This window comes from Nautilia sp. (assembly GCF_053994455.1).
The window spans coordinates 19,646-39,683 of the sequence record NZ_JBMYAU010000032.1; the positions used below are offsets into that span (position 1 = coordinate 19,646).

The following is a 20,038-nucleotide window of genomic DNA, read 5'->3' on the forward strand; positions in this document are numbered from 1 at the left end:
ACAACCCTTTTTAAGGAGAATTATGCCAAAAATTTTAATAACTAACGACGATTCCTTCGAAGCGAAAGGCCTTGAAGTTTTAACAAACGCCGTAAAAGAACTCGGCGAAGTGTATGTAGTGGCGCCGGCTCACCACAAAAGCGCGTGTTCCCATTCGCTTACCATAACAAAACCTTTGAGGTTTGTGGAAATAGGAAAAAACTTTTATAAACTCGATGATGGAACACCGGCGGACTGCGTATATCTTTCGATGGACAAACTGTTTAAAAACGCCAAACCGGATATTGTATTAAGCGGAATAAACCACGGAGCGAATATGGGCGAAGATGTGAATTACTCAGGAACCGCCGCAGGAGCTTTTGAAGGCGCCGTTCACGGCATCCCCTCCATAGCCTTTTCACAGGTGCTTAAAAGTTACGACACACCGCCGTGCGAAGTAAACTGGGACAGTACCGGCGCGATTGTAAAAGAAATTACGCGAAAAACCCTTGAAGGGAAAATAAAAATACCGCACAGGCAGATTTTAAACGTAAATATACCAAACACCCGGCATATAAAAGGTTATAAGATAACCAAACTCGGCTACAGACTTTACGGATTCGACGCCCACAGGCACCTTAACCCGAGGGGGGAGGAATACTACTGGATAGGTCTTCACCCGCTCCGGTTTAAAGAAGAGGAAAACAGCGATTTTAACGCCGTAAAAAACGGATACGTTTCAATAACCCCTTTAAAACTCGACATTACAGCGTATGAAACAATCGAAACTTTAAAGATTTTTTAATGGAAAAAATGCATAACCTTTTAAGCTCTTTGGGGATGGAGCCCTCTCATACCGTAAGAACCCCTGAAAAAAACGTTTTCCTTGCCGAACTTACCGATTACAAAACGGCTCTGAGCAGTTTCGGCAAAGGGGAAACCGAAGAGGAGGCGCTAAAAAGCGCCTACGGCGAAATGTGCGAACGGCTGTTTACAAGAAACCTTTTCGAAGAATATTATATAAACGGACTTTATCCGGATATGAAAAACACCGAATTTTTAAACGGAGAATTAAAGGAATTTTATAAAATAGACCTGATGCAAAAAGAGGATTTGATTGATTTTAACAGCGACAGTTTTGAAATACTTTCAATTCCTTTTTTTGAAAAAAACTCCGGAAAAAAAGTTTATTTTCCGGTTAACCTGCTTCAAAACCTTTATGCAAGCAACGGTATGGCTTTTCATTTCGATTTTAATACGGCATATTACAACGCAAAAACGGAAATAATAGAAAGATTCGTAAAATTCGACGTTATAAGATACGCCATTCCGCTTCCTAAAATAAAACACCCCCTCAACTCCCCGAACATCCAGATATACGACGCCTCCCTCGGCGGAAAATACCCCGTGATGGCGGCAAGTTATATAAAAAACGAAGAAATAATTCTCTCTTTCGGATGTGATTTAAACAGGGAAAAAGCGGTAAAAAAAGCCTATCTCGAACTGTGGCAGACGGAAATGAGGGAAACGGGAAATTTTAACGACGATATTGAAGAAGTTAAAAACTCTTTTAATCTTTACAGACATTTCACTAATTTAAGCGGAGACGTACACACCAATTTTTTAAAACGCCCCCTTTTTAAACAGGCGCAGTGGAATTTCGACAGCCTTGACGTTTTTAACAAAAAAGAGTACATAAAGTTTTACGATGCCAATCCGTTTTTCGCAATTCAAATAATAATTCCCGGAATAAGTGAAGTTTATCCCCTCGAAGATATGATATACAACAATATAAACCAGGGTAAACTCTATTACAGGGACAAGATACTTCATTATGAAAAATACCCGAAAGAGGATATTTACGAAATAATAGACGAACTAAAATACTCTTTTGCCACGGAAACGGGCGCTCTGATAGGCGTAAGATTCGAAAAACCGGTTTTTGCTGACGATTTCGAGCGTCATTTCCGAAACGGAACAAAACCTAAGTTTTCAGATACGTATTTAAACATACTCAACCTTGCAAGGAAACTGAATGAGATATGACAGATGCCGTAAACTGTTTTCCAAATTCGATCATTTAAAAGAGCTGAAAATATTAATCTGCGGTGTGGGAGGGGTCGGCGGATACGCCCTTGAGTGTCTGTACCGTTCGGGTGTCAAAAACATAACCGTTGCCGATTTCGACGTTTTTGATCCCACAAATCAGAACAGACAAATCGGAAGCGAATATGTCGGAGAAAAAAAAGTCGAGGTTCTCTCAAGAATGTATCCCGGGATAACATCTCTTGATATAAAGCTCTCGCCTGACAACATAGAGGAGCTGAATTTAAAAAGTTACGATATAATAATCGACGCAATCGACGATTTAAACGCCAAGACAGAACTTATAAAAAAATCTTATCCGAAAATAATATCATCCATGGGGGCCGCAAAAAGAGTGGATCCGACAAAAATCAGAATCGAAAGCATATGGAAGACAAACACCGACCCCCTTGCCAAAAAAGTACGGGACAGGCTTAAAAAAGAAAAATTCCAAGGAGATTTTAAAGTTGTATATTCCGTTGAAAAACCGATTAAATGCGATATGGGCAGTTTTGTCGGTGTTACGGGAGCTTTCGGATTCGCACTGTGCGCAGAAGTGCTTAAAGATTTCGTTTAGCATTTTTCACTAATCAGCTGCTTGACATCGAGAGAAATGAATAGTAAAATCTTAAAAAAACGGATTTATAATGGGAGCAAAAGAAAGATTGCAGAAAGAGTTTGATTTATTGCTTGAAAAATTAAGATTTTGGAGATATATAATTTTTGGAATAGTTTCAGGCACTTTAGGGATAATTGTTAGTGCATCACGCGCTTAACGGACATCCGGGCGCAACCGGTTGTGCACTTTAAGGATAATTATTAGTGCATCACAGAATAAATTGCATATGAATTTAACTATTATATTTATATTAATAATTGCATTGATCGGAATCATAATTTCAATTAAAAGAATTGACACTTTAACAAAAGAATACCAAATTTTATTAGAACTTTTAGAAAAGGAATTGTAATGATGGAAATAATAGGTTATGTATTAGGATTTTCGATTTTAATAGCATTTTTGTATTTTATGTGGATTGATACTCAACCAACCGAACACAAACCTCAACACGAGAAATAATTATTGGTTCTCTGAGTATAAGCGATAAGGAATGTGAAAGTATACAATTAATTGAACTCTCTGAAAAACATCGCTTTTTTCAGAGATAATAATTCATAATTTAACAACATTAAAAATCCAACATTAAATTCCCCAAAAGGGGAAAAATCAAACCAGCATTCCGCTGTCTCTTATATCGAGATAGGATTTCATTCCCACATCCGTCCATTTTCTTGTGGTAGGGAAAAATTTCTGGATTGATTCGTAAACTCTTGCAAAATCTCTGTTTTTATTTGCGTTTTCCTCCAAGATTTTTTTAATCGCCCTTTTCGCCGCTTCGTTTACGTCATCAGGGAACTGTCCTAAATGAACGCCGTATTTTCCTTCCATTATTTTTTTAAGCGCTACGCCGTTTTCGTATTGGAATTGTGCAAGCATTCTCGCATTCATTTCGTTTGCCGCAGCTTCAAGAATCGCCTGCTGTTCTTTTGAAAGTCTTTCGAATTTTCTTTTATTGAATGTTAGTTCTAAGTTAGTTCCCGGTTCATGCCATCCTGAATAGTAGTACTTAGCCACTTTATAGAATCCCATTTTGGTATCAAGAGCGGGTCCTACCCATTCGGTGGCGTCTATTACTCCTCTTTCTAAAGCCGTATAAATCTCTCCTCCCGGGATATTTACGGGTTTTACGCCCAAAGCGGCCATAACTTCACCGCCGAGACCGGGAATACGCATTTTAAGACCCTTCATATCGGCAAGGGATTTTATCGGTTTTCTGAACCATCCGCCCATCTGGTTACCGGTGTTTCCGCCTTTAAACGGAACAAGGTTGTGTTTTGCATATAATTCCCTCCAGATATCCATTCCGCCGCCGAAATCAAACCATGCCATCATTTCATCGGCTACCATTCCGAAAGGATATGCCGTAAAGAGACTGAATGCCGGGTTTTTACCTTTCCAGTAATAAGGCCCCGAATGAAAACCGTCGATAAGCCCTTTCGAACACGCATCGAACACCTGAAGCGCCGGTACCAATTCGTTCGCGCCGTAAACCTTTATTTTAATACTTCCGCCGCTTAATTCTTTTACTCTTTTTGCATACCATAAAATACCTTCACCCATAATAGGCAGCGTTTTTGGCCATGATAAACACACTTTCAGCGTTTTAGTCGTTTTGGCATACAGGTTCGTTGTAAATGTTGACGCCGCAACGGCCCCTATTCCCGCCGTTTTTAAAAATTTTCTTCTGTCCATTAACACTCCTTTTTTTTAATTTTCACTCAATAATAATACCAAAGTTTTAAATTTTAGTATAATAAAACAAAAAAAGAACTGAAAAATGAGTGAAGAAATAGAAAAACTGAAACAGGAAAACGAAAAAATAAAAAAAGAAAACGAAGCGCTAAAAAAAGAGCTTAATTACTTAAAACAGATTAAAGAAGCCCTTGATAAAACGATGATAATCTCCAAAACCGACGAAAAGGGGATCATAACCGACGTAAACGAAATGTTTGAGAAAATATCCGGGTTCGAAAAAGAAGAACTGATAGGAAGGCCCCACAGTATCGTCCGCCATCCGCAGATGCCCAGACTTATTTTTAAAAAACTCTGGAACACGATAAAAAAAGGAAAAATCTTTAAAGCGGTGATAAAAAACAGAAAAAAAGACGGAGGGGAATATTACGTATTAGCAAATATTATCCCTATAAAAGACGAAAAAGGAAATATAAAAGAGTATATAGCCATCAGGCAGGATATTACAAAGAGAATGCAGCTGCAGGAGGAAAAAGAGCTTTTTGTCTATTCGCTGATAGATTATTTTTTAAAAAAACTTAAAAACCCCACGTTCGTCATTACAAAAAACGCCAAACTGATAGAAGAGGAGCTTTCAAAAAAAGAGATAAACGTAAAAAAAATCAAACAATACAACAAATCCGTATTGAAAGAAGGTTATATACTTCAAAGAAGCTATAACGTTTTAAAAACGATTCTCGCATTCAAAAACAAAAAAATCAAACCTAAAATCGAAAGCGTCAATATAGCGGGTGTCATCCGGCATCTGTTCAGAAAGTATTACAAACTTTACGACAAAAACGTAAAACTTAAAATTTTGAACAAAAACATAATGATTGAAACCGACAGGGGACTGTTTTTAATGATGCTTGAAATACTTTATATGAACGCCCTTTTATATTCGGAAAACAACGTAACACTCTCTTTATACAAAGAAAACGGAGAACCTGTAATAACAATAGAAAACGACGGGGAAACTATAAAAGACAAACTGAAAGTGTTCGATTTTTTTCACCAGCTTAAAAACAATTCCCAAACGGGAATGGGACTCTTTTTGGTAAAAAAAATAGCCAACCTTTTCGAATATGACCTAAGTATAAAAACGGACGGGAAAAACATAATAACGCTTAGACTTAAAACCGCTCCGCCCAAAAAGCTTTTAAATCAATAAAAAACAGCTATAACGGCGTAACTCAAAAAAAGCATCAAATGCGAAAGACCCTCAAGATAATTCGTCTCCCCGTCTTCGGTTGTTTTCCAGACAAGTAAAATGGTAAGTATCAACGCCCCCACCTGCAAAGGAGTAAAATCGAGGGTGAGATCCACCCCTACGAGCAAGGAAAGAAATATCAAAGAAGGCACGGTTAAAAGAATACTCACCGTACTCGCGCCCATGGCAATGTTTACAACACGCTGCATTTCATCGTTTTTAGCCGCTCTTATTGCAGTAAAAAGTTCCGGGGCAACAGTTACGAAGGCTATCAAAATACCGACAAACCCGGCAGTCAGTCCGAAATTCTGAAACACGTTCACACCGTCGTTGGCAAATATTTCCGAAAGTATCCCTATAATCACAAGCAGGAAGATTAAAAAGACTATGTTAAACAGATTGGATTTTTTTTCGAAATAATAATCCTCCGCGTCATCGTCTTCCCTTTTGTATTTTTTCACCCTGCTTCTTTTTTTAAATTTAAAAAAGTGCACATGCGTATCGGTCTGGAATCTGAAAATAAAGAAATAATAAACGGCCAGCAAAAAAGCCATTATCAGGCTTGCGTTGTATAAAGACTTCTGATCCGAATGCATGGAAATGGTGGTCGGCACCAGAAGCATAGCGGCGGCTACGAACAAAACGGTGGTGTAACTTGCGGAAGTGTCTTCGTTGTGCACCTGCTCTTTAAAACTGAGCCCCCCTACAAAAACCGCTATTCCGAGAAGTGCGTTCAAATCAACTATAACGGTGGCGATAATACCGTTTTTAACGGTTTCTACGACCTCCGGATGTATTTTGGCCTCCAGCACGACCATAAACAGTATCAAAATCTCCACAAGCACGGCACTGAACGTTAAAATCAGACTTCCGAACGGCTCCCCGAACCTTTCCGCAAGAATTTCGGCAATTTCGCTTATGGTTACGGCAAGCGCCCCTATACCCGCGGCTGCGAAAAAAGTGGCTAACAGATTCCCGTTTTGCAAATGAAACAGCAAAGCCAAAGGCAGTGAAGAAAATCCTACAAAAATATCCCAGTACTCTTTAAAAATATGCCTCGCGGGTTCTTCCAATTTAACTCCTTAAAAAATGATTTGCTTTTTTTATCAGATATACGTTTCCGTAATTTTTAAAAAAGCCTTCCGCTTTTTTTAAAGCGATGATTTTATCAAATTCTCCCAGAAAAATCTCTATTTTTACGTTGTTTATACGTTTTATTATTTCCCACTCAAAAGTAAAAAGAGAATACAAATCCCTTTCGCTGCAGTCTCCGTAATATTTTTCATTAAAAAATCCCGCTTTTTTAAAGAAATTTTCAATATAAGCGTTTCTGTTTTTTTTAAACGCCTTTATGTTCATATCGATTATTTTCCGGCCGTAATCGAAAAACGCCGGTGAAAGAAGCTGAAGTTTGTCAACCCTTTTTTTCGTATTCAGTACGTATTCAACCGCTTTTTGAGCCCCGTAACTGAAACCGGCTACGACAAACTCCCCGTTTTCAATATACCCCTCAAACAATTCTTGTTCGTTTTTCAAACAGAAACCGCTAAAATAAATCATTTTTAATTTTTTCGAAATCCTCTTTGTGAATCACTTCTTTTTCAAGAAGTATCTTATAAACGGCCTCTATCATCTGAAGGTTAGAAGAATAAAGCACTTTTACCTCCGCATAAGCATCGTTCAGAATTTTTACGGTTTCCGTTTCATCGGCCGTTATACTCTCCCCCATACCGTAGTCTCGTATCATTTTTTCGGCAAGTTCCCTCGCTTTTTTCAAATCGAGGTGGGCGTTTGAATATTTTTCGTTAAACCTGTCTTCCACGCCCACTCTTCCGGCAAGGTAAACCTGGATTTTGTTCATTATTTCGGTTTTGGAGACAATCTCCTTGTCCTCTTCTTTAAAATCGTCCTTTACAAGGGATATTCTTTCAAAATCTACACTGAGCCATTCGGCAATTACGGCTTTACTCGCCTGATAGTAGCTTAAAATCTCCTTTTCTTTGGGGTTGTAAGTCTGAAGCCTCTTTTTACCCACGAGGACTTTGTCCTTTACAGCATAAAAGTCGTCTTCCTCCACAAAACGTTTGCCCTTTTTAAGCGCATATATGCTCGCTTCGTTAACAAGACTCGCAAGCGCGGCGCCGCTGAAACCGACGGTCATTTTGGCGATGTTTTCAAGGTTTCCTTTAAAAGGTTTGTTTTTTAAGTGGACTTTTAAAATTTCAACCCTGTCTTCAAGCCCCGGAAGCTCCACATACACTCTTCTGTCAAACCTTCCGGGTCTGAGAAGCGCCTCGTCGAGAAGTTCCACCTTGTTTGTGGCTCCGATTACTATCACGCCGCTGCTGCCTTCAAAGCCGTCCATTTCGGTCAGAAGCTGGTTTAAGGTCGATTCTCTTTCATCGTTTCTCAGATTTCCCCTGCTTTTTCCTATGGCGTCTATTTCGTCGATAAAAATAATGCTCGGCGCCGCCGCTTTGGCTTTAGTAAACAGATCCCTGACTCTTTTGGCGCCTACACCCACATACATCTGAACAAAACTGCTTCCGCTCTGATAAAAAAACGGCACTCCGGCCTCACCCGCAAGGGCTTTTGCTATAAGCGTCTTACCCACACCGGGAGGACCCACTAAAAGCACCCCTTTTGGAAGTTCTATTCCGAAAGCCCTGTATTTATCCGGATTTTTCAGAAAATCCACAATTTCCACAAGCTCTTCCTTAACTTCGCTGATTCCGGCCACATCTTCAAACGTAACGTCTGAAGTCGTCGGTTTTATAACGAAATCCTTTTCAATTCCGGTATCCATCTGCACCTGAACCTGCTGGGGGGGATTCTGCGAAGGAACGGTTTTTCTTAAAAGCACGATAAGCAGAATAAAAAAACCGAACACGATAATTACGGCAACTATCTGGTTAACGAGGGTTTTCATATCAAGACCGTCGCCTTTTAAAGAGGCGAACAGTAAAAGGGCTATCAATATTCCGCTTAAAGCGGAAACTATAACCGCGTTTTTGTTAGATTTCTGCATAGTTTACATCCTTTATTTCATAATTTCCGGTTTTAATCCAAAAATTTTTTAAATCTTTGTCGCTTTTTATTATCATTTTGTTGTAAAACTGGTCCCATCCTTCGTAGTATCCGTTTTTTCTGTTTTCTATATGCACGCTCAGTTCCGTTTTATTTTTAATTCTGAAATTATAATTGTTTTTTTGCACGATTTCCTCTAATATTTTAGCGCGTTTTTTTGCAACATCACCCCTTACATCCTGCTTCATTTCCGCCGAAACGGTTCCTTTTTTGGGTGTAAACCTGAATACATGTATATGCGTAAGCGGATATTTTTTAAAATTTTCAAGAGCTTCTTCCCATATCTCCTCACTCTCCCCCGGATGCCCCACTATAAAATCGGTTCCGAGCGCCAAACCTTTATCCGCCAGTTTTTCAAAAAGGTTAAGCGTCTGTTTGACCCTGTTTCTTCTTTTCATAATCCTTAACATTCTGTCGCTCGTATGCTGCAAGGCTATATGAAAATGTTGTTCAAGAATTCCGTTTTGCGTCATTTCAATCAGTTTTTCATCAAGCTGGGAAGGTTCTAAACTGCCGAGCCTTATTCTTTTCACTCCTCTTATTTCGGAAATTTTTTCTATAAGTTCCGCCAAAGACGCCCCGGTATCTTTTCCGTAGCTTCCCATATTTATACCGGTCAGCACAAATTCGCTTATACCGTTTAAAGAGAGGGCTTTTATCTGCTCGAGTACTGTTTTTTCGTCAATGCTTCTCGAATGCCCCCTCACTTTCGGTATTATACAATAAGCGCACTCGAAATCGCATCCTTCCTGGATTTTAACGAAAGCTTTTGTTTTCGAATAGGAGGTTATAATCTTTTTGTTTACAAAATCGAACCCTCCTAATTTAATTCCTTCAAAATCGAGATATTTGTCGATATGTTCCTTGTACCGGTGTCCTATAACCGAATTTATTTTTTTTTCTTTTAACAGCTCTTCACCGAGCGTATACGCCGCGCAGCCCGTTAAAATGATTTTTTTATTTTTCCATCTGTTTATGTAACGTTTCAAATCCCTGTCAGCGAAATTCGTAACGGTACAGGAATTGACGATAATATATTCCGCCTCTTCTTCGGCGCTTGCAATTTTTCCGTTTAAAACGTTTTTCATAATTTCGCTGTCGTAAGCGTTGCTTCTGCATCCGAACGTTTTGATAAAAACCTTCAACTAATTCCTTTTAAATATTTTAGAAAACATTTCGTAACAAAAACTGTTCATTTCGCATTTTAATCTTTTTCTTCTTAATATATAATAAAAAATCGGCAAATAAAAGAGGTTAAGCACCGTTCCCCACGCAAGACCGAACCCGAGGGCGATTGCAAGGGGCTGCAGTATTGCCGACTGGCCGCTCGGGAAAAACATTAACGTAAGAAGTCCGAAAAACGTCGTTATCGACGTTAAAAGAACGGGCCTTAACCTGTGGGATGCGAATTCCAAAACCCCTTCGACGCTTTCAGCCCTTTTTATAAAATCTATCATAACTATACCGTCGTTTACGACAACCCCCGCAAGTCCGACTATACCTATCATTCCGAGCATCGTCATATTCATATCCATTATCATATTTCCGGCTATCACCCCTAAAAACGAAAGCGGAATAACGGAAATAATAACGAAAGGCAGCACCGCTGAATTAAACATAAGCACAAGAATCAAAAATATCAAAAGCACGGCAACGACAAGCGCTTCTTCCAAATCTTTTATAAACGCCTTGCTTGTTTTTGCGGCGCCTCCTATAATAACCGTTAGTCCCTCTTTTTTGAATTTTTTAAGTATACCGGCCGCTTTTTTATAAAAATCGGCGGTTGTTATTATTTTTTTGTTCAGGGTGGCATATACGGTTTTTGCCGCTATTCCGTCATATTTGTGGATTTTTTTAAAAGCCTTGGTTATTATGAAATCGCATACTTTGTCAAGTTCTATATACTGATCGGTTCCCGGAATATTGACCCTGAAATGTTTAAGTTCCCCAAAAGAATCCTTGTGTTTGTCCTTAAGGATTATTTTCACTATTCCATCTTTGTCAAAACTTTTGTCAAATTCGGCCTCGGCGAAAAAACCTCTAAGCTCGTTAAAAATCCCTATCTGGGTAAATCCGAGTTTCTGTCCGTAAGGGTTGATTTTAAGTTTCAGCTCATCAGCCCCCATTTCCGCATCGTCGTATATGTTGTAAACACCTTTTATCCTTCTCATAAAACTTTCAAGCTCTTTTAGGGCTTTTATGATCTCTTTTTGGTTTTTTCCCCCCAAACTTATGACAATATCGCTTTTCACGACACCCGCCTGAGGAACTATCACGTTAAGTTCAGTCATTCCGGGTATTTTTATTTCGGAAAAGTCCTTTTTAAACATTTGCGCAAGCTGCTGGGCAGTATGGGTTCTTATCTGGTTTTCCACTTTAATGGGCTGAAAAAGCGGCGCTATGTATTTGTTATAAAAATCGGACGGCTTTTTGTCGTTAAGATCCACAAAGATATGAAAATAATTCTCTCCTACGTTAGCTTCGCCTTTGCTGTTCATCTGCATCCCCACAACGGTTGTAAACCCTTCCACGTCACCGCCTACGTATTTTTTTAAATCCCGCTCGATTTTTTTAATGGCTTCGGCAGTCTGTGTAATTGTAAAATTACTCTCGAATTTTCCGTTGACATATATCTGACTGGCGTCGAAATCAGGAAAAAGCTGAAATTTAGAATGTTTCATCCCGATACCTATCAGTAACGGGACAATTATCAGAAAAAACGCCAAAGCGGCAAACCTGAACCTGAAAAACAGCGTAAGAATCTTTTTATACAGTCCCGAAAAAGCACGCCAAAACCTGTCTTTGTTACTTTCTTCAACTTTTAAAATCTCTTTCGAGTGCAAAGGCAAAAACACAAAAGCTTCAAATAGCGAAGAAAGTATCAGTATGGTAATCATGACCGGAAGAATTTTTATAAAAACCCCTATTTCGCCTTTTATTAACAGCATAGGCAAAAAAGCGAGTACCGTTGTCATTGCCGCGGCCATCACAGGCCAGAAAACTTCACTCGTACCTTCTATGGCCGCCGTAACCTTGTCTTTTCCCATCTGCATATGACGGTATATGTTCTCCCCTACGACAATGGCCTCGTCCACTATCATACCAAGTGCTATAAGGGCGCCGAGCATGGAAAGAAGGTTAAGGGAGAAGTTATAATAATCGAGGGCTATCATCGCTATTGCAAACGAAGTGGGAATCCCCATCGTTACCACCAGTGAAATTCTCCAGTTTAAAAATATCCACATTACGAAAAATACCAAAATAAGACCGAATACAATGTTGCTTACAACGGTATTAAACCTGTTTCTGACCCACTTGCTCGTATCGGTGGAAATACCGAAAGTAACTTCAGGATGTTTCTTATGGTATGTTTTTAAAATTTTGCGTATTTTTTTACTGATGGCTATGGCATCTCCGCTTTCACCTTTTCTTACGTCGATGGTTATGTTCGGAATTCCGTTATATTTCCCTATCTGCGTAGGGGTGGCGTACTCTTTTTTTACGTCGGCTATATCTTTTAGTCTTATTTTAATTTTCCCCACGCTTATTATCATATTTTTAAATTCATTAACGTTTTTAGGATACATCGAAATAAAATAATGCCTGCTTCCTTCTATTTTTCCGACGGGGAAAATGGTGGAAACCTGTGAAAGGACATTTATAAGCTGGGATTTGTTTATTCCGAGGGCTTCTATTTTTTTGTTGTTCAGTTCGAAATAGATATTTTTGTCGCTATCTCCTCTTATGTCTATTTTGGTCAAATCCTTTATTCTGCTGAGAAGTTTTTTGACATTGTCCGCATGGTTTAAAAGTTCGTCTTTACTTAAAACATCGCTCGCTATAGAAATAAACATTAAAGGAAAAGCTTTTTTTGCAATGGTTACCGTAGGTTCGTTCATATCGCTCGGCAGATCTTTTTTCAGATTTGAAGTAATCGATTTAAATTCGCTTAAAAGTTCAAGTTTGTCGGAGTTCGGTTTCAGGTTTACGGTAATGGTGAAACTTCCGTTTCTGATAACGCTTTCTATAGAAGAGACTTCCTGATAAGATTTCAAATCGTCCTCAATCTGACCGACCGCCATTTTATCAAGCGTCTCGGGGCTCGCTCCGGGGTATGCGCCCTGAATTAATATCTTATCGAGCGTAGCGGGCGGAAAAAGCTCTTTGGCAACGTTTTTATATGCTATTACTGCGGAAATTATTACAATGATAAAAAGTGTATGTGTAAATACGGCATTTTTAATAAAAAATTCTATAAATTTTTTCATCCGTCCTCTTTTTTTCGAAAATTGTATCAAAAATTGGTTAATAAGGTATGAAGTTAAAAAGTCAGTTTTTCCATTCTGTTTTTGAATTTGATTTTTTCTATTTTCGAAGCGAGAAGGGAATTTTCCGCTTTAAGGGAATAGTATTCGTTTAAAAGTTTGTTGATTTCATAAGACTTCAAATAAATGTTTGCCGAAATATATATTTTAGGAAACAGCAGTGTCAAAGAAAAAACTATCGTAAAAATAAGATTTTTTACTATATCCGATGAGATACTCTCTTCTTGTATATACTCTTCTATATTGTTTAAAAGTTCGGTTTTTTCACCGGTTTCAACATCGTTTTTCATAATCCCCCCTAAATTGAAATCCCCTCAGTTTGGCACTTCTGCTTCTCGGATTCATTTTAATCTCCTCTTTTGAAGCGCAAAGCGGTTTTTTCGTCAAAATTACGCCTTTTTCATGATTGCCGCCGCATTCGCATCTTATGGCTTCCGGCGGGCAGATACATTTTTTAGACCACTCTTTAAATTTGTTTTTAACTATTCTGTCTTCCAAAGAATGAAAGGTTATTATACCCAAAACAGTTCCGTCTTGCGAAAGTTTGCAGCTAATCTCCAAAATTTTTTCAAGCTCTTCAAGTTCGTTGTTTACTTCAATTCTTACCGCCTGAAAAATTTTTGCGAGATCTTTTTTGTTTTTAATTCCCGCCTTCCCTAATATATCGGTAAGCTCCCTGTTGGACTTAATAGGTCTTTTTGAAATTATAATATCGGCTATTTTTTTATATCTTCCGCACTCTCCGTAATATTTGAATATTTTTTCGAGATCTTCCCTTGAATAGAAATTAAGCACTTCCCTCGCACTGAATTTTTGGGATTTATCCATTCTCATATCCAGTTCTTCGCTTTCAAAGGTAAATCCCCTCCCGCTATTGTCGAGCTGGTAGCTGCTGACCCCCACATCCGCAAGGATACCGGCTATTTTCAGATCTTCCGGAAGCTCCTCAAGGGCACGGGAGGCTCTTTTGTTAATAAAAAAAACCCTTTCACCGAATTTGGAAAGTCTTTTTTTCGCAAATTCCATAGCTTCCGCATCCTGATCTATTCCTATGAGTTTAATTCCCGGAAATTTTGTCAATACGGCCTCGCTGTGCCCTCCGAAACCTAAGGTACAGTCTATAAAATATCCGTTTTTCGGCATTTTTTCAAACAAAGCCACCGTTTCGTTCAATAAAACGGGAATATGTGGTGTGTTTACGTCCAATTTTCAATTCTCCATTCTTTATTAATATAGTATAATTGTATCAAAAAAGGCGTGTTTTGGTAATTAAAACGATTATAGACGAATATAAACTTACGGCCAAAATCCTGTATGAAAAAAATATGCTCAATCTTGCGGTCGGCAGTATATCTTTAAAGATTGAAAACGATAAAATGATAATCAACAATCACAACAAATCCATTTATGAGGAGGATTTCTGCAAAATAGTTCATATAAACAAAAAGGATTTGTCCTGGAAGGAAGCCTCGAACGACGTAAACATACATGCGAGGATTTATAAAGACATTTCGTATGCCAAAACGGTGTTGAACGTTTTTCCCCTGAATATTATCACATATTCGTTAGAACACACTTTTTTCAAACCCATAGACTATCAGGGCAAAAGAATACTCGACAAAGTAAAAATAATAGAAATAGACGATGTCCAGAAATGGGAGGAAAACAAAGACTTTATAATATCCAAAAACCTGAGAGACAAAAACATCGTTATAATTAGAGGGTTCGGTGTTTACATAATTGCAAGGGATATAAAAGAAGCCATAAAAAAAGCGATTATTCTGGAAAATTCGGCGTATATTTTATTAAACAGCCCTCATTGAAAACAATAAAAAAGGAGTAAAATGACAATATTCGAACAAGACGCTTTAGGAAGAAGCATAATTGAAATAATTTTTAAAAATTCCGGCAGTATTTTCGCAAAGGACGGAGTTGCTTATTTTCTGTCCCATATTTTCAACACGAAAGGGACATTGAAACAAAAAGAAAAATTCTATTCCTTGCTTGAAGAGGACGCCATAGAACTGCATGCAAACGTAAACAAGGAGTTTTTTTCCCTGTCGGTTAGGTTTTTAAACGAAAAAGAAAAAAAAGCCGAAAAACTATTAGCAGAGCTTCTTTGCTCTTTAAATCTTACGGAAGAATCGGTTGAAAAATCAAAAAAGGAGATTATTGCCAAAATACAAAACAAAAAAAACGACAACGATTATATAGCGGCGACAAACCTGTACAAAGCCATTTTCAAAAACACTCCCCCTTCCCGTCCCGTAATGGGGGAAAACCCCGAAAACATAATATTAAACGATATTGAAAAATTTTACAATTCTTTATTTAAAAAAGAATACATCGTCATCAACGGCGGTAAAAAACAGAATTTGGAGGAAATAACAAAACTTTTCAGTCCCGAAAAAGAAAAAACTCCGTTTTTTACTCCCAAAAAAAATGAAGACATATACCATTACAAAAACGTGGAACAAAGCTATATCCATTTTGCGGCTCCTTTTGACGTCGATTACAAAAAAGAGCTTCACCTTGCCAAAATTGCGACTTTCGTTTTAGGAGCCGGAGGTTTCGGGAGCAGAATGATGGAGGAGATCCGGGTTAAAAGAGGTTATGCGTATTCCGCATACGCCGGCAACGACTTTAGAAAAACATACAAACTCTTAAGCGGATATCTTCAGACAAAACTTGAAAACAGCGGCGACGCACTTAATCTCGTAAAAGAAATGATAAAAGAGTTTCAGGCAAACGGAATAAGTCAGGAAGAACTTAATCAGGCGAAGCGGTTTTTAATCGGAAGCGAACCTTTAAGAAACGAAACTTTAACACAAAGACTGCTCAAAAAATTTAATGAAATTTATCTGGAACTGCCTGAGAATTATTATAAAAAAGAACTTGAACTGATTAAAAACACCTCTTTGGACGAAGTTAACGAATTTATAAAAAAACACCCGGAAATAACGGACATTACTTTTTCAATGGTTACGAAAGAATAAAATGACAAAAGAGGATATCGAAAAACTGAAAAAAATCGGGGTGAAATCCCCCCTTGAACTCGCACTTGTAAAACCGAAAGAATATGAGGACAATTATCTGTACCCTTATATTCTTCCGTCCCCACAGGCTTTTGAAGCCGAAATTCTTGAAATTAAAAAATCCCCCAAAGTTACAAGGGTTAAATTTTATCTCAAAAACGTCAGTCAGATTATATGGGGGGTGTTTTTTCAGTTTAAAAAATGGCACGAAAGCGTATTTAAACCGGGTAACACGCTTTATATAAGAGGTGAAGTGAAAAACCACCAGATTCTTCAGCCAAGACCGATTACAAAAGTCAATGAAATCACACCGGTTTATAAAACGAATCTTAACATCAGAACTCTCAGGGCGCTTATAAAACGTTACGTAACACTTCAAAACCTTTCAATCCTGCCCGAAAACATAGCCAAAACGCTTTTTTTTATGCATTTTCCGCAGGCTCCTGAACATACGAACGAAAAAAAAATTATGTACGCGCTCAAATGGGCTGAAATTTTCAATTATTTAAACAAACTCAAAAACAAAAAAGTAAAGCTGCCTTCTTTCACCGTAAAAGCGGATCCCACGCCTTTTATTAATTCCCTTCCGTTTGAACTCACAAACGACCAGATAAAAGTAATCAACGATATAAAAACAGACATCTCAAAACCTTTGCAGGCGAGAAGGGTCGTTATAGGGGATGTCGGAAGCGGTAAAACGATTGTAATGCTCACAACGGCATATATGGCAAAAAAATCCATTATTATGTGTCCGACTTCCATTCTGGCAAACCAGATATATGAAGAAGCTAAAAAATTTTTTAAATGGAAAACCTACCCAACCAGCCAGAATGGAGAATGGAGAATTACTTTAGTCACCCAAAAGAGTAAATTCAGCGAAGAAGATATACAAAACGCAAACCTTTTAATAGGAACTCACGCCCTTTTATATCAAAAACTGCCTCCGGTAAATGTGGTAATGGTTGACGAACAGCACAGATTCGGCACAAACCAGAGGGCAAAACTTGAAAAACTGACTTCATCGGGTACAAAAGTTCCCCATTATTTTCAGTTCAGCGCAACCCCTATTCCGAGAACCCAGGCCCTTATTATGAGCAGTTTTGTAAATGTAAGCCTTATAAAAGAGCTTCCTTTTAAAAAAGACATCGACACCAAAATAATTTCAAAAGAGGATTTTAAACACCTTTTAGCCCATATTCAAAACGAAATATCATACGGCAATCAGATTGTAATAGTCTATCCGTTGGTGGAAGAATCGGAAAATTTCAGTTATCAAAGCATAGAAGAAGGCAAGAATTTCTGGCTTAAGTATTTTGAGGGTGTGTATATCACGCACGGAAAAGACAAAAATAAAGAGGAAATTTTAAAAGAATTCAGAGAAAAAGGAAATATTTTAATAACTACAACCGTCATCGAAGTCGGCATCTCTTTGCCGCGCCTTACGACAATAGTAATAGTCGGAGCCGAAAGGCTCGGTCTTGCCACTCTTCATCAGCTCAGAGGAAGAGTTGGAAGATACGGACAAAAAGGCTACTGTTTTTTGTATACCAACGACAAAAAAAACAAAAGGCTCGAATCTTTCTCCAAAACACTCGACGGATTTAAAATCGCCGAACTTGATCTCGCTTTCAGAAAATCGGGCGACCTGCTCGACGGAAAGATTCAAAGCGGGGAGAGTTTTAAATATTTCGACGAAACGGCGGATTTAGCCGTTCTTGAAGAAGTAAAGCGTTATTTAGGGGATTAAAAAGGAAATTTCGGCATTTTGCTCGTGCCGTCTATGGGCGAATAAACAGCAAAATCCGTATGGTCTATAACTTTCGAAACGTTCCAGTCGCTTATATTCTGATCAAAAGAGCCGGCGTAATTAAACATATGGCTCATATTGACAACGTTTGAAACATTCCAGTCGCTTATATCCTGGTTAAACATATTAGCATACGCAAACATATAACTCATATCTGTTACGTTTGATACGTTCCAGTAGTTCAAAGGCTGGTTAAAATAGAGATTCCTGTAAAACATATGGCTCATATTAGTCACATTGGAAACGTTCCAGAAATTTATATACTGATTAAATATAGAGTAACTGAACATATAACTCATATCCCTTACATTGGATACATCCCAAAAAATCATACCTTCATTATAAGATAAAGCTTTTTCGAACATATGGCTCATATCTGTTACGTTTGAAACGTTCCAGTCGCTTATGTCCTGATTGAAAGAGCTTGAAAAACTGAACATATTGCTCATATTTTTCACATTGCCCACATTCCATGCGTCTATATCCTGATTAAAACTGCTCGTATTGCTGAACATATAACTCATATCTTCAACTTTCGAAACGTCCCAGCCTCCTATAGCCTGATTAAAAAGTCCGGTATTTTCGAACATATGGCTCATATCCGTTACGTTTGAGACGTTCCATCCGCTTATATCCTGATTAAAAGCCTCCGTCGAAGCGAACATATAACCCATATCGGTTACATTTGACACGTCCCATTTTTCAAGGGTCTGATCAAACACGCGGGCATTGTCAAACAGATGGGCCATATTTTTAACATTGCTTACGTTCCAACCGTCCAGAGGCTGGTTAAACAAAGAGGCATAAGCGAACATATAACTCATATCGGTTACGTTTGACACGTCCCATTTTTCAAGAGGCTGATTAAAAGAAGAGGCGTGATCAAACATATGGCTCATATCCGTAACATTTGATACGTTCCACTTTTCAAGAGAACGGTTGAACAAAGAGGCGTATTCGAACATACGGCTCATATTAAGATCCCTGCCTACATCCCAATTTTCAACGGATCCGTTAAAATCGGTACAGGCAAACATACCGCTGGTGTTTATGATGCTTGTCATATTCCATTCGCCGACATTTTCGAATACACTCAAATCCGTCCCCGCAAAAGCGTTTTCCATACTTGCGACCTGGTTTAAAATAGGCGTGTCGTATGCCGTTATCTGAAGGTTTTCGGCTCCGGTAAAAGCATGGTAAAAGCTCCTCCATTCAATATCACCCCAGCGGATTACGTCAACCAGTTTATCGGCGTTACCCGTATAATGGGGATCAGAAAAGAACGAAACCCCGTCATTGTTAAGATACATGGCCGGAAACTCTTTATATATCTTAACAGTGTACGTGCCCCCTACGCTATAAGTATGAGATATTGAAAAATATACGTTTTCGGAAACACTCCCGTCTCCCCAGTCGACGGTGTAATTATATACGTAATTCGGATTAACCGGTATTGTTATACTCTCGCCCCCCTGCACTTTCCAAACGGTGGTAAAAGGCATAAAATCCGGTTCGTATCCGAGTTCGAGCAGAACTTTTTTATAGTTTTCCCTCGCTTCTCTTTCGGGTATCCATCTTTTATTTATTTTTTCCACCATATATTTTAAAATGCTTATATTATTGTCCGTAAGATTTTCTTCTATGGTATCGTTGATTTCCACAAAATAACTTATTGCGTTCTTAGTCTCTTCGGTGATATTTATCCCGTTGTCTATATTTTCATCGTCGTCGAGGCTCTGCAAAAACTCTATTACTTTTATTACCCTTTCATCCGTTGTGTTGTTTCTGTCAAGTCCGAAAAGATCCGCAGGCAGAACAATTCCGTTCAAAGGCATTTTGGACAGATCAAACGTACCGATTTTCAAATTTCCGAGTGCAAACAGCACTTCCCTGTCACGGGAATCATATCTGAAATAACCGTCTTGCGTAACTCCGCCCATCGTGTTGGTTCTGTAATCAAGACCGCTTACCGGAGAATCTTCAAATACACCCCCTTTTATATTAGTGCTCGTTTGAGTACCGCAGCCTACAAAAAAGAAATTGCATAGTACAACGGAAAAAATAAATTTTTTCATTTTATCCCTTTAATCTACAATTAATAAATTGTACAATCCGATTTAAAAAATGTCAAGGAAGTGTTCTTTAGAATTTAACTGA

17 protein-coding genes are annotated in these 20,038 nt (G+C 38.3%); 8 read left to right on the forward strand and 9 right to left on the reverse strand.

Annotated features, from left to right (window positions below; genetic code table 11):
• Positions 1–22: 22 nt before the first annotated feature.
• The 4 genes from surE (at position 23) to ACXJIE_RS02310 (ending at position 2,840) form a co-directional block, all read left to right on the forward strand.
• Positions 23–784 (forward strand): 5'/3'-nucleotidase SurE, encoded by a 762-nt coding sequence (surE, locus tag ACXJIE_RS02295; RefSeq protein ID WP_456479359.1) that lies wholly within the window; start codon positions 23–25, stop codon positions 782–784.
• Positions 784–2,025, forward strand: coding sequence for a YcaO-like family protein (locus tag ACXJIE_RS02300; RefSeq protein ID WP_456479360.1), 1,242 nt, complete (start codon positions 784–786; stop codon positions 2,023–2,025). The genes surE and ACXJIE_RS02300 overlap by 1 nt, the downstream gene beginning before the upstream one ends.
• A complete protein-coding gene (locus ACXJIE_RS02305; RefSeq protein WP_456479361.1) occupies positions 2,015–2,641 on the forward strand; it encodes a ThiF family adenylyltransferase in 627 nt (208 codons plus the stop codon). Before ACXJIE_RS02300 ends, ACXJIE_RS02305 begins: the two co-directional genes overlap by 11 nt.
• Positions 2,642–2,711: 70 nt before the next feature.
• Entirely contained in the window at positions 2,712–2,840 is a 129-nt protein-coding gene (locus ACXJIE_RS02310; RefSeq protein WP_456479362.1) for a hypothetical protein, read from the forward strand.
• Between the two features lie 452 nt (positions 2,841–3,292).
• Here ACXJIE_RS02310 and ACXJIE_RS02315 read toward each other — a convergent pair whose 3' ends face one another.
• Positions 3,293–4,378, reverse strand: a complete 1,086-nt coding sequence (locus ACXJIE_RS02315; protein ID WP_456479363.1) for a TRAP transporter substrate-binding protein — start codon at positions 4,376–4,378, stop codon at positions 3,293–3,295.
• 85 nt (positions 4,379–4,463) lie between these two features.
• Between ACXJIE_RS02315 and ACXJIE_RS02320 the strand changes: the two genes are divergently transcribed.
• Entirely contained in the window at positions 4,464–5,588 is a 1,125-nt protein-coding gene (locus ACXJIE_RS02320; RefSeq protein WP_456479364.1) for a PAS domain-containing protein, read from the forward strand.
• Here the strand turns inward: ACXJIE_RS02320 and ACXJIE_RS02325 are convergent.
• From ACXJIE_RS02325 to rsmH, 7 genes are read right to left on the reverse strand one after another with little or no spacing between them, the layout of a single operon-like run.
• Positions 5,582–6,700, reverse strand: a complete 1,119-nt coding sequence (locus tag ACXJIE_RS02325; protein WP_456479365.1) for a calcium:cation antiporter — start codon at positions 6,698–6,700, stop codon at positions 5,582–5,584. The genes ACXJIE_RS02320 and ACXJIE_RS02325 overlap by 7 nt on opposite strands.
• A gap of 1 nt (position 6,701) precedes the next feature.
• Positions 6,702–7,163, reverse strand: coding sequence for a pimelyl-ACP methyl ester esterase BioV (gene bioV, locus ACXJIE_RS02330; RefSeq protein ID WP_456479366.1), 462 nt, complete (start codon positions 7,161–7,163; stop codon positions 6,702–6,704).
• Positions 7,164–7,173: 10 nt separating this feature from the next.
• On the reverse strand, positions 7,174–8,655 hold the full coding sequence (locus ACXJIE_RS02335) for an AAA family ATPase (RefSeq protein ID WP_456479367.1): 1,482 nt from the start codon (positions 8,653–8,655) through the stop codon (positions 7,174–7,176).
• Positions 8,642–9,859, reverse strand: coding sequence for a tRNA (N(6)-L-threonylcarbamoyladenosine(37)-C(2))-methylthiotransferase MtaB (gene mtaB / locus ACXJIE_RS02340; protein ID WP_456479368.1), 1,218 nt, complete (start codon positions 9,857–9,859; stop codon positions 8,642–8,644). Before mtaB ends, ACXJIE_RS02335 begins: the two co-directional genes overlap by 14 nt.
• Complete coding sequence (locus ACXJIE_RS02345) at positions 9,860–12,982, reverse strand: efflux RND transporter permease subunit (protein ID WP_456479369.1); 3,123 nt, start codon at positions 12,980–12,982, stop codon at positions 9,860–9,862. It lies immediately after the preceding gene.
• 53 nt (positions 12,983–13,035) lie between these two features.
• Positions 13,036–13,329, reverse strand: a complete 294-nt coding sequence (locus ACXJIE_RS02350; protein ID WP_456479370.1) for a hypothetical protein — start codon at positions 13,327–13,329, stop codon at positions 13,036–13,038.
• Positions 13,313–14,245, reverse strand: coding sequence for a 16S rRNA (cytosine(1402)-N(4))-methyltransferase RsmH (gene rsmH / locus ACXJIE_RS02355; protein WP_456479371.1), 933 nt, complete (start codon positions 14,243–14,245; stop codon positions 13,313–13,315). Before rsmH ends, ACXJIE_RS02350 begins: the two co-directional genes overlap by 17 nt.
• 56 nt (positions 14,246–14,301) lie before the next feature.
• Here rsmH and ACXJIE_RS02360 point away from each other — a divergent pair, with 56 nt between their 5' ends.
• The 3 genes from ACXJIE_RS02360 to recG are packed head-to-tail and all read left to right on the forward strand — an operon-like array spanning position 14,302 to position 17,821.
• Positions 14,302–14,862, forward strand: coding sequence for a class II aldolase/adducin family protein (locus tag ACXJIE_RS02360; protein ID WP_456479372.1), 561 nt, complete (start codon positions 14,302–14,304; stop codon positions 14,860–14,862).
• A 21-nt stretch (positions 14,863–14,883) separates the two neighbouring features.
• Complete coding sequence (locus ACXJIE_RS02365; RefSeq protein WP_456479373.1) at positions 14,884–16,035, forward strand: M16 family metallopeptidase; 1,152 nt, start codon at positions 14,884–14,886, stop codon at positions 16,033–16,035.
• A 1-nt stretch (position 16,036) separates the two neighbouring features.
• Positions 16,037–17,821 (forward strand): ATP-dependent DNA helicase RecG, encoded by a 1,785-nt coding sequence (gene recG, locus ACXJIE_RS02370; protein WP_456479374.1) that lies wholly within the window; start codon positions 16,037–16,039, stop codon positions 17,819–17,821.
• Here recG and ACXJIE_RS02375 read toward each other — a convergent pair.
• Complete coding sequence (locus ACXJIE_RS02375; RefSeq protein WP_456479375.1) at positions 17,818–19,956, reverse strand: BspA family leucine-rich repeat surface protein; 2,139 nt, start codon at positions 19,954–19,956, stop codon at positions 17,818–17,820. The two genes, recG and ACXJIE_RS02375, sit on opposite strands and share 4 nt — an antisense overlap.
• Positions 19,957–20,038: the final 82 nt, after the last annotated feature.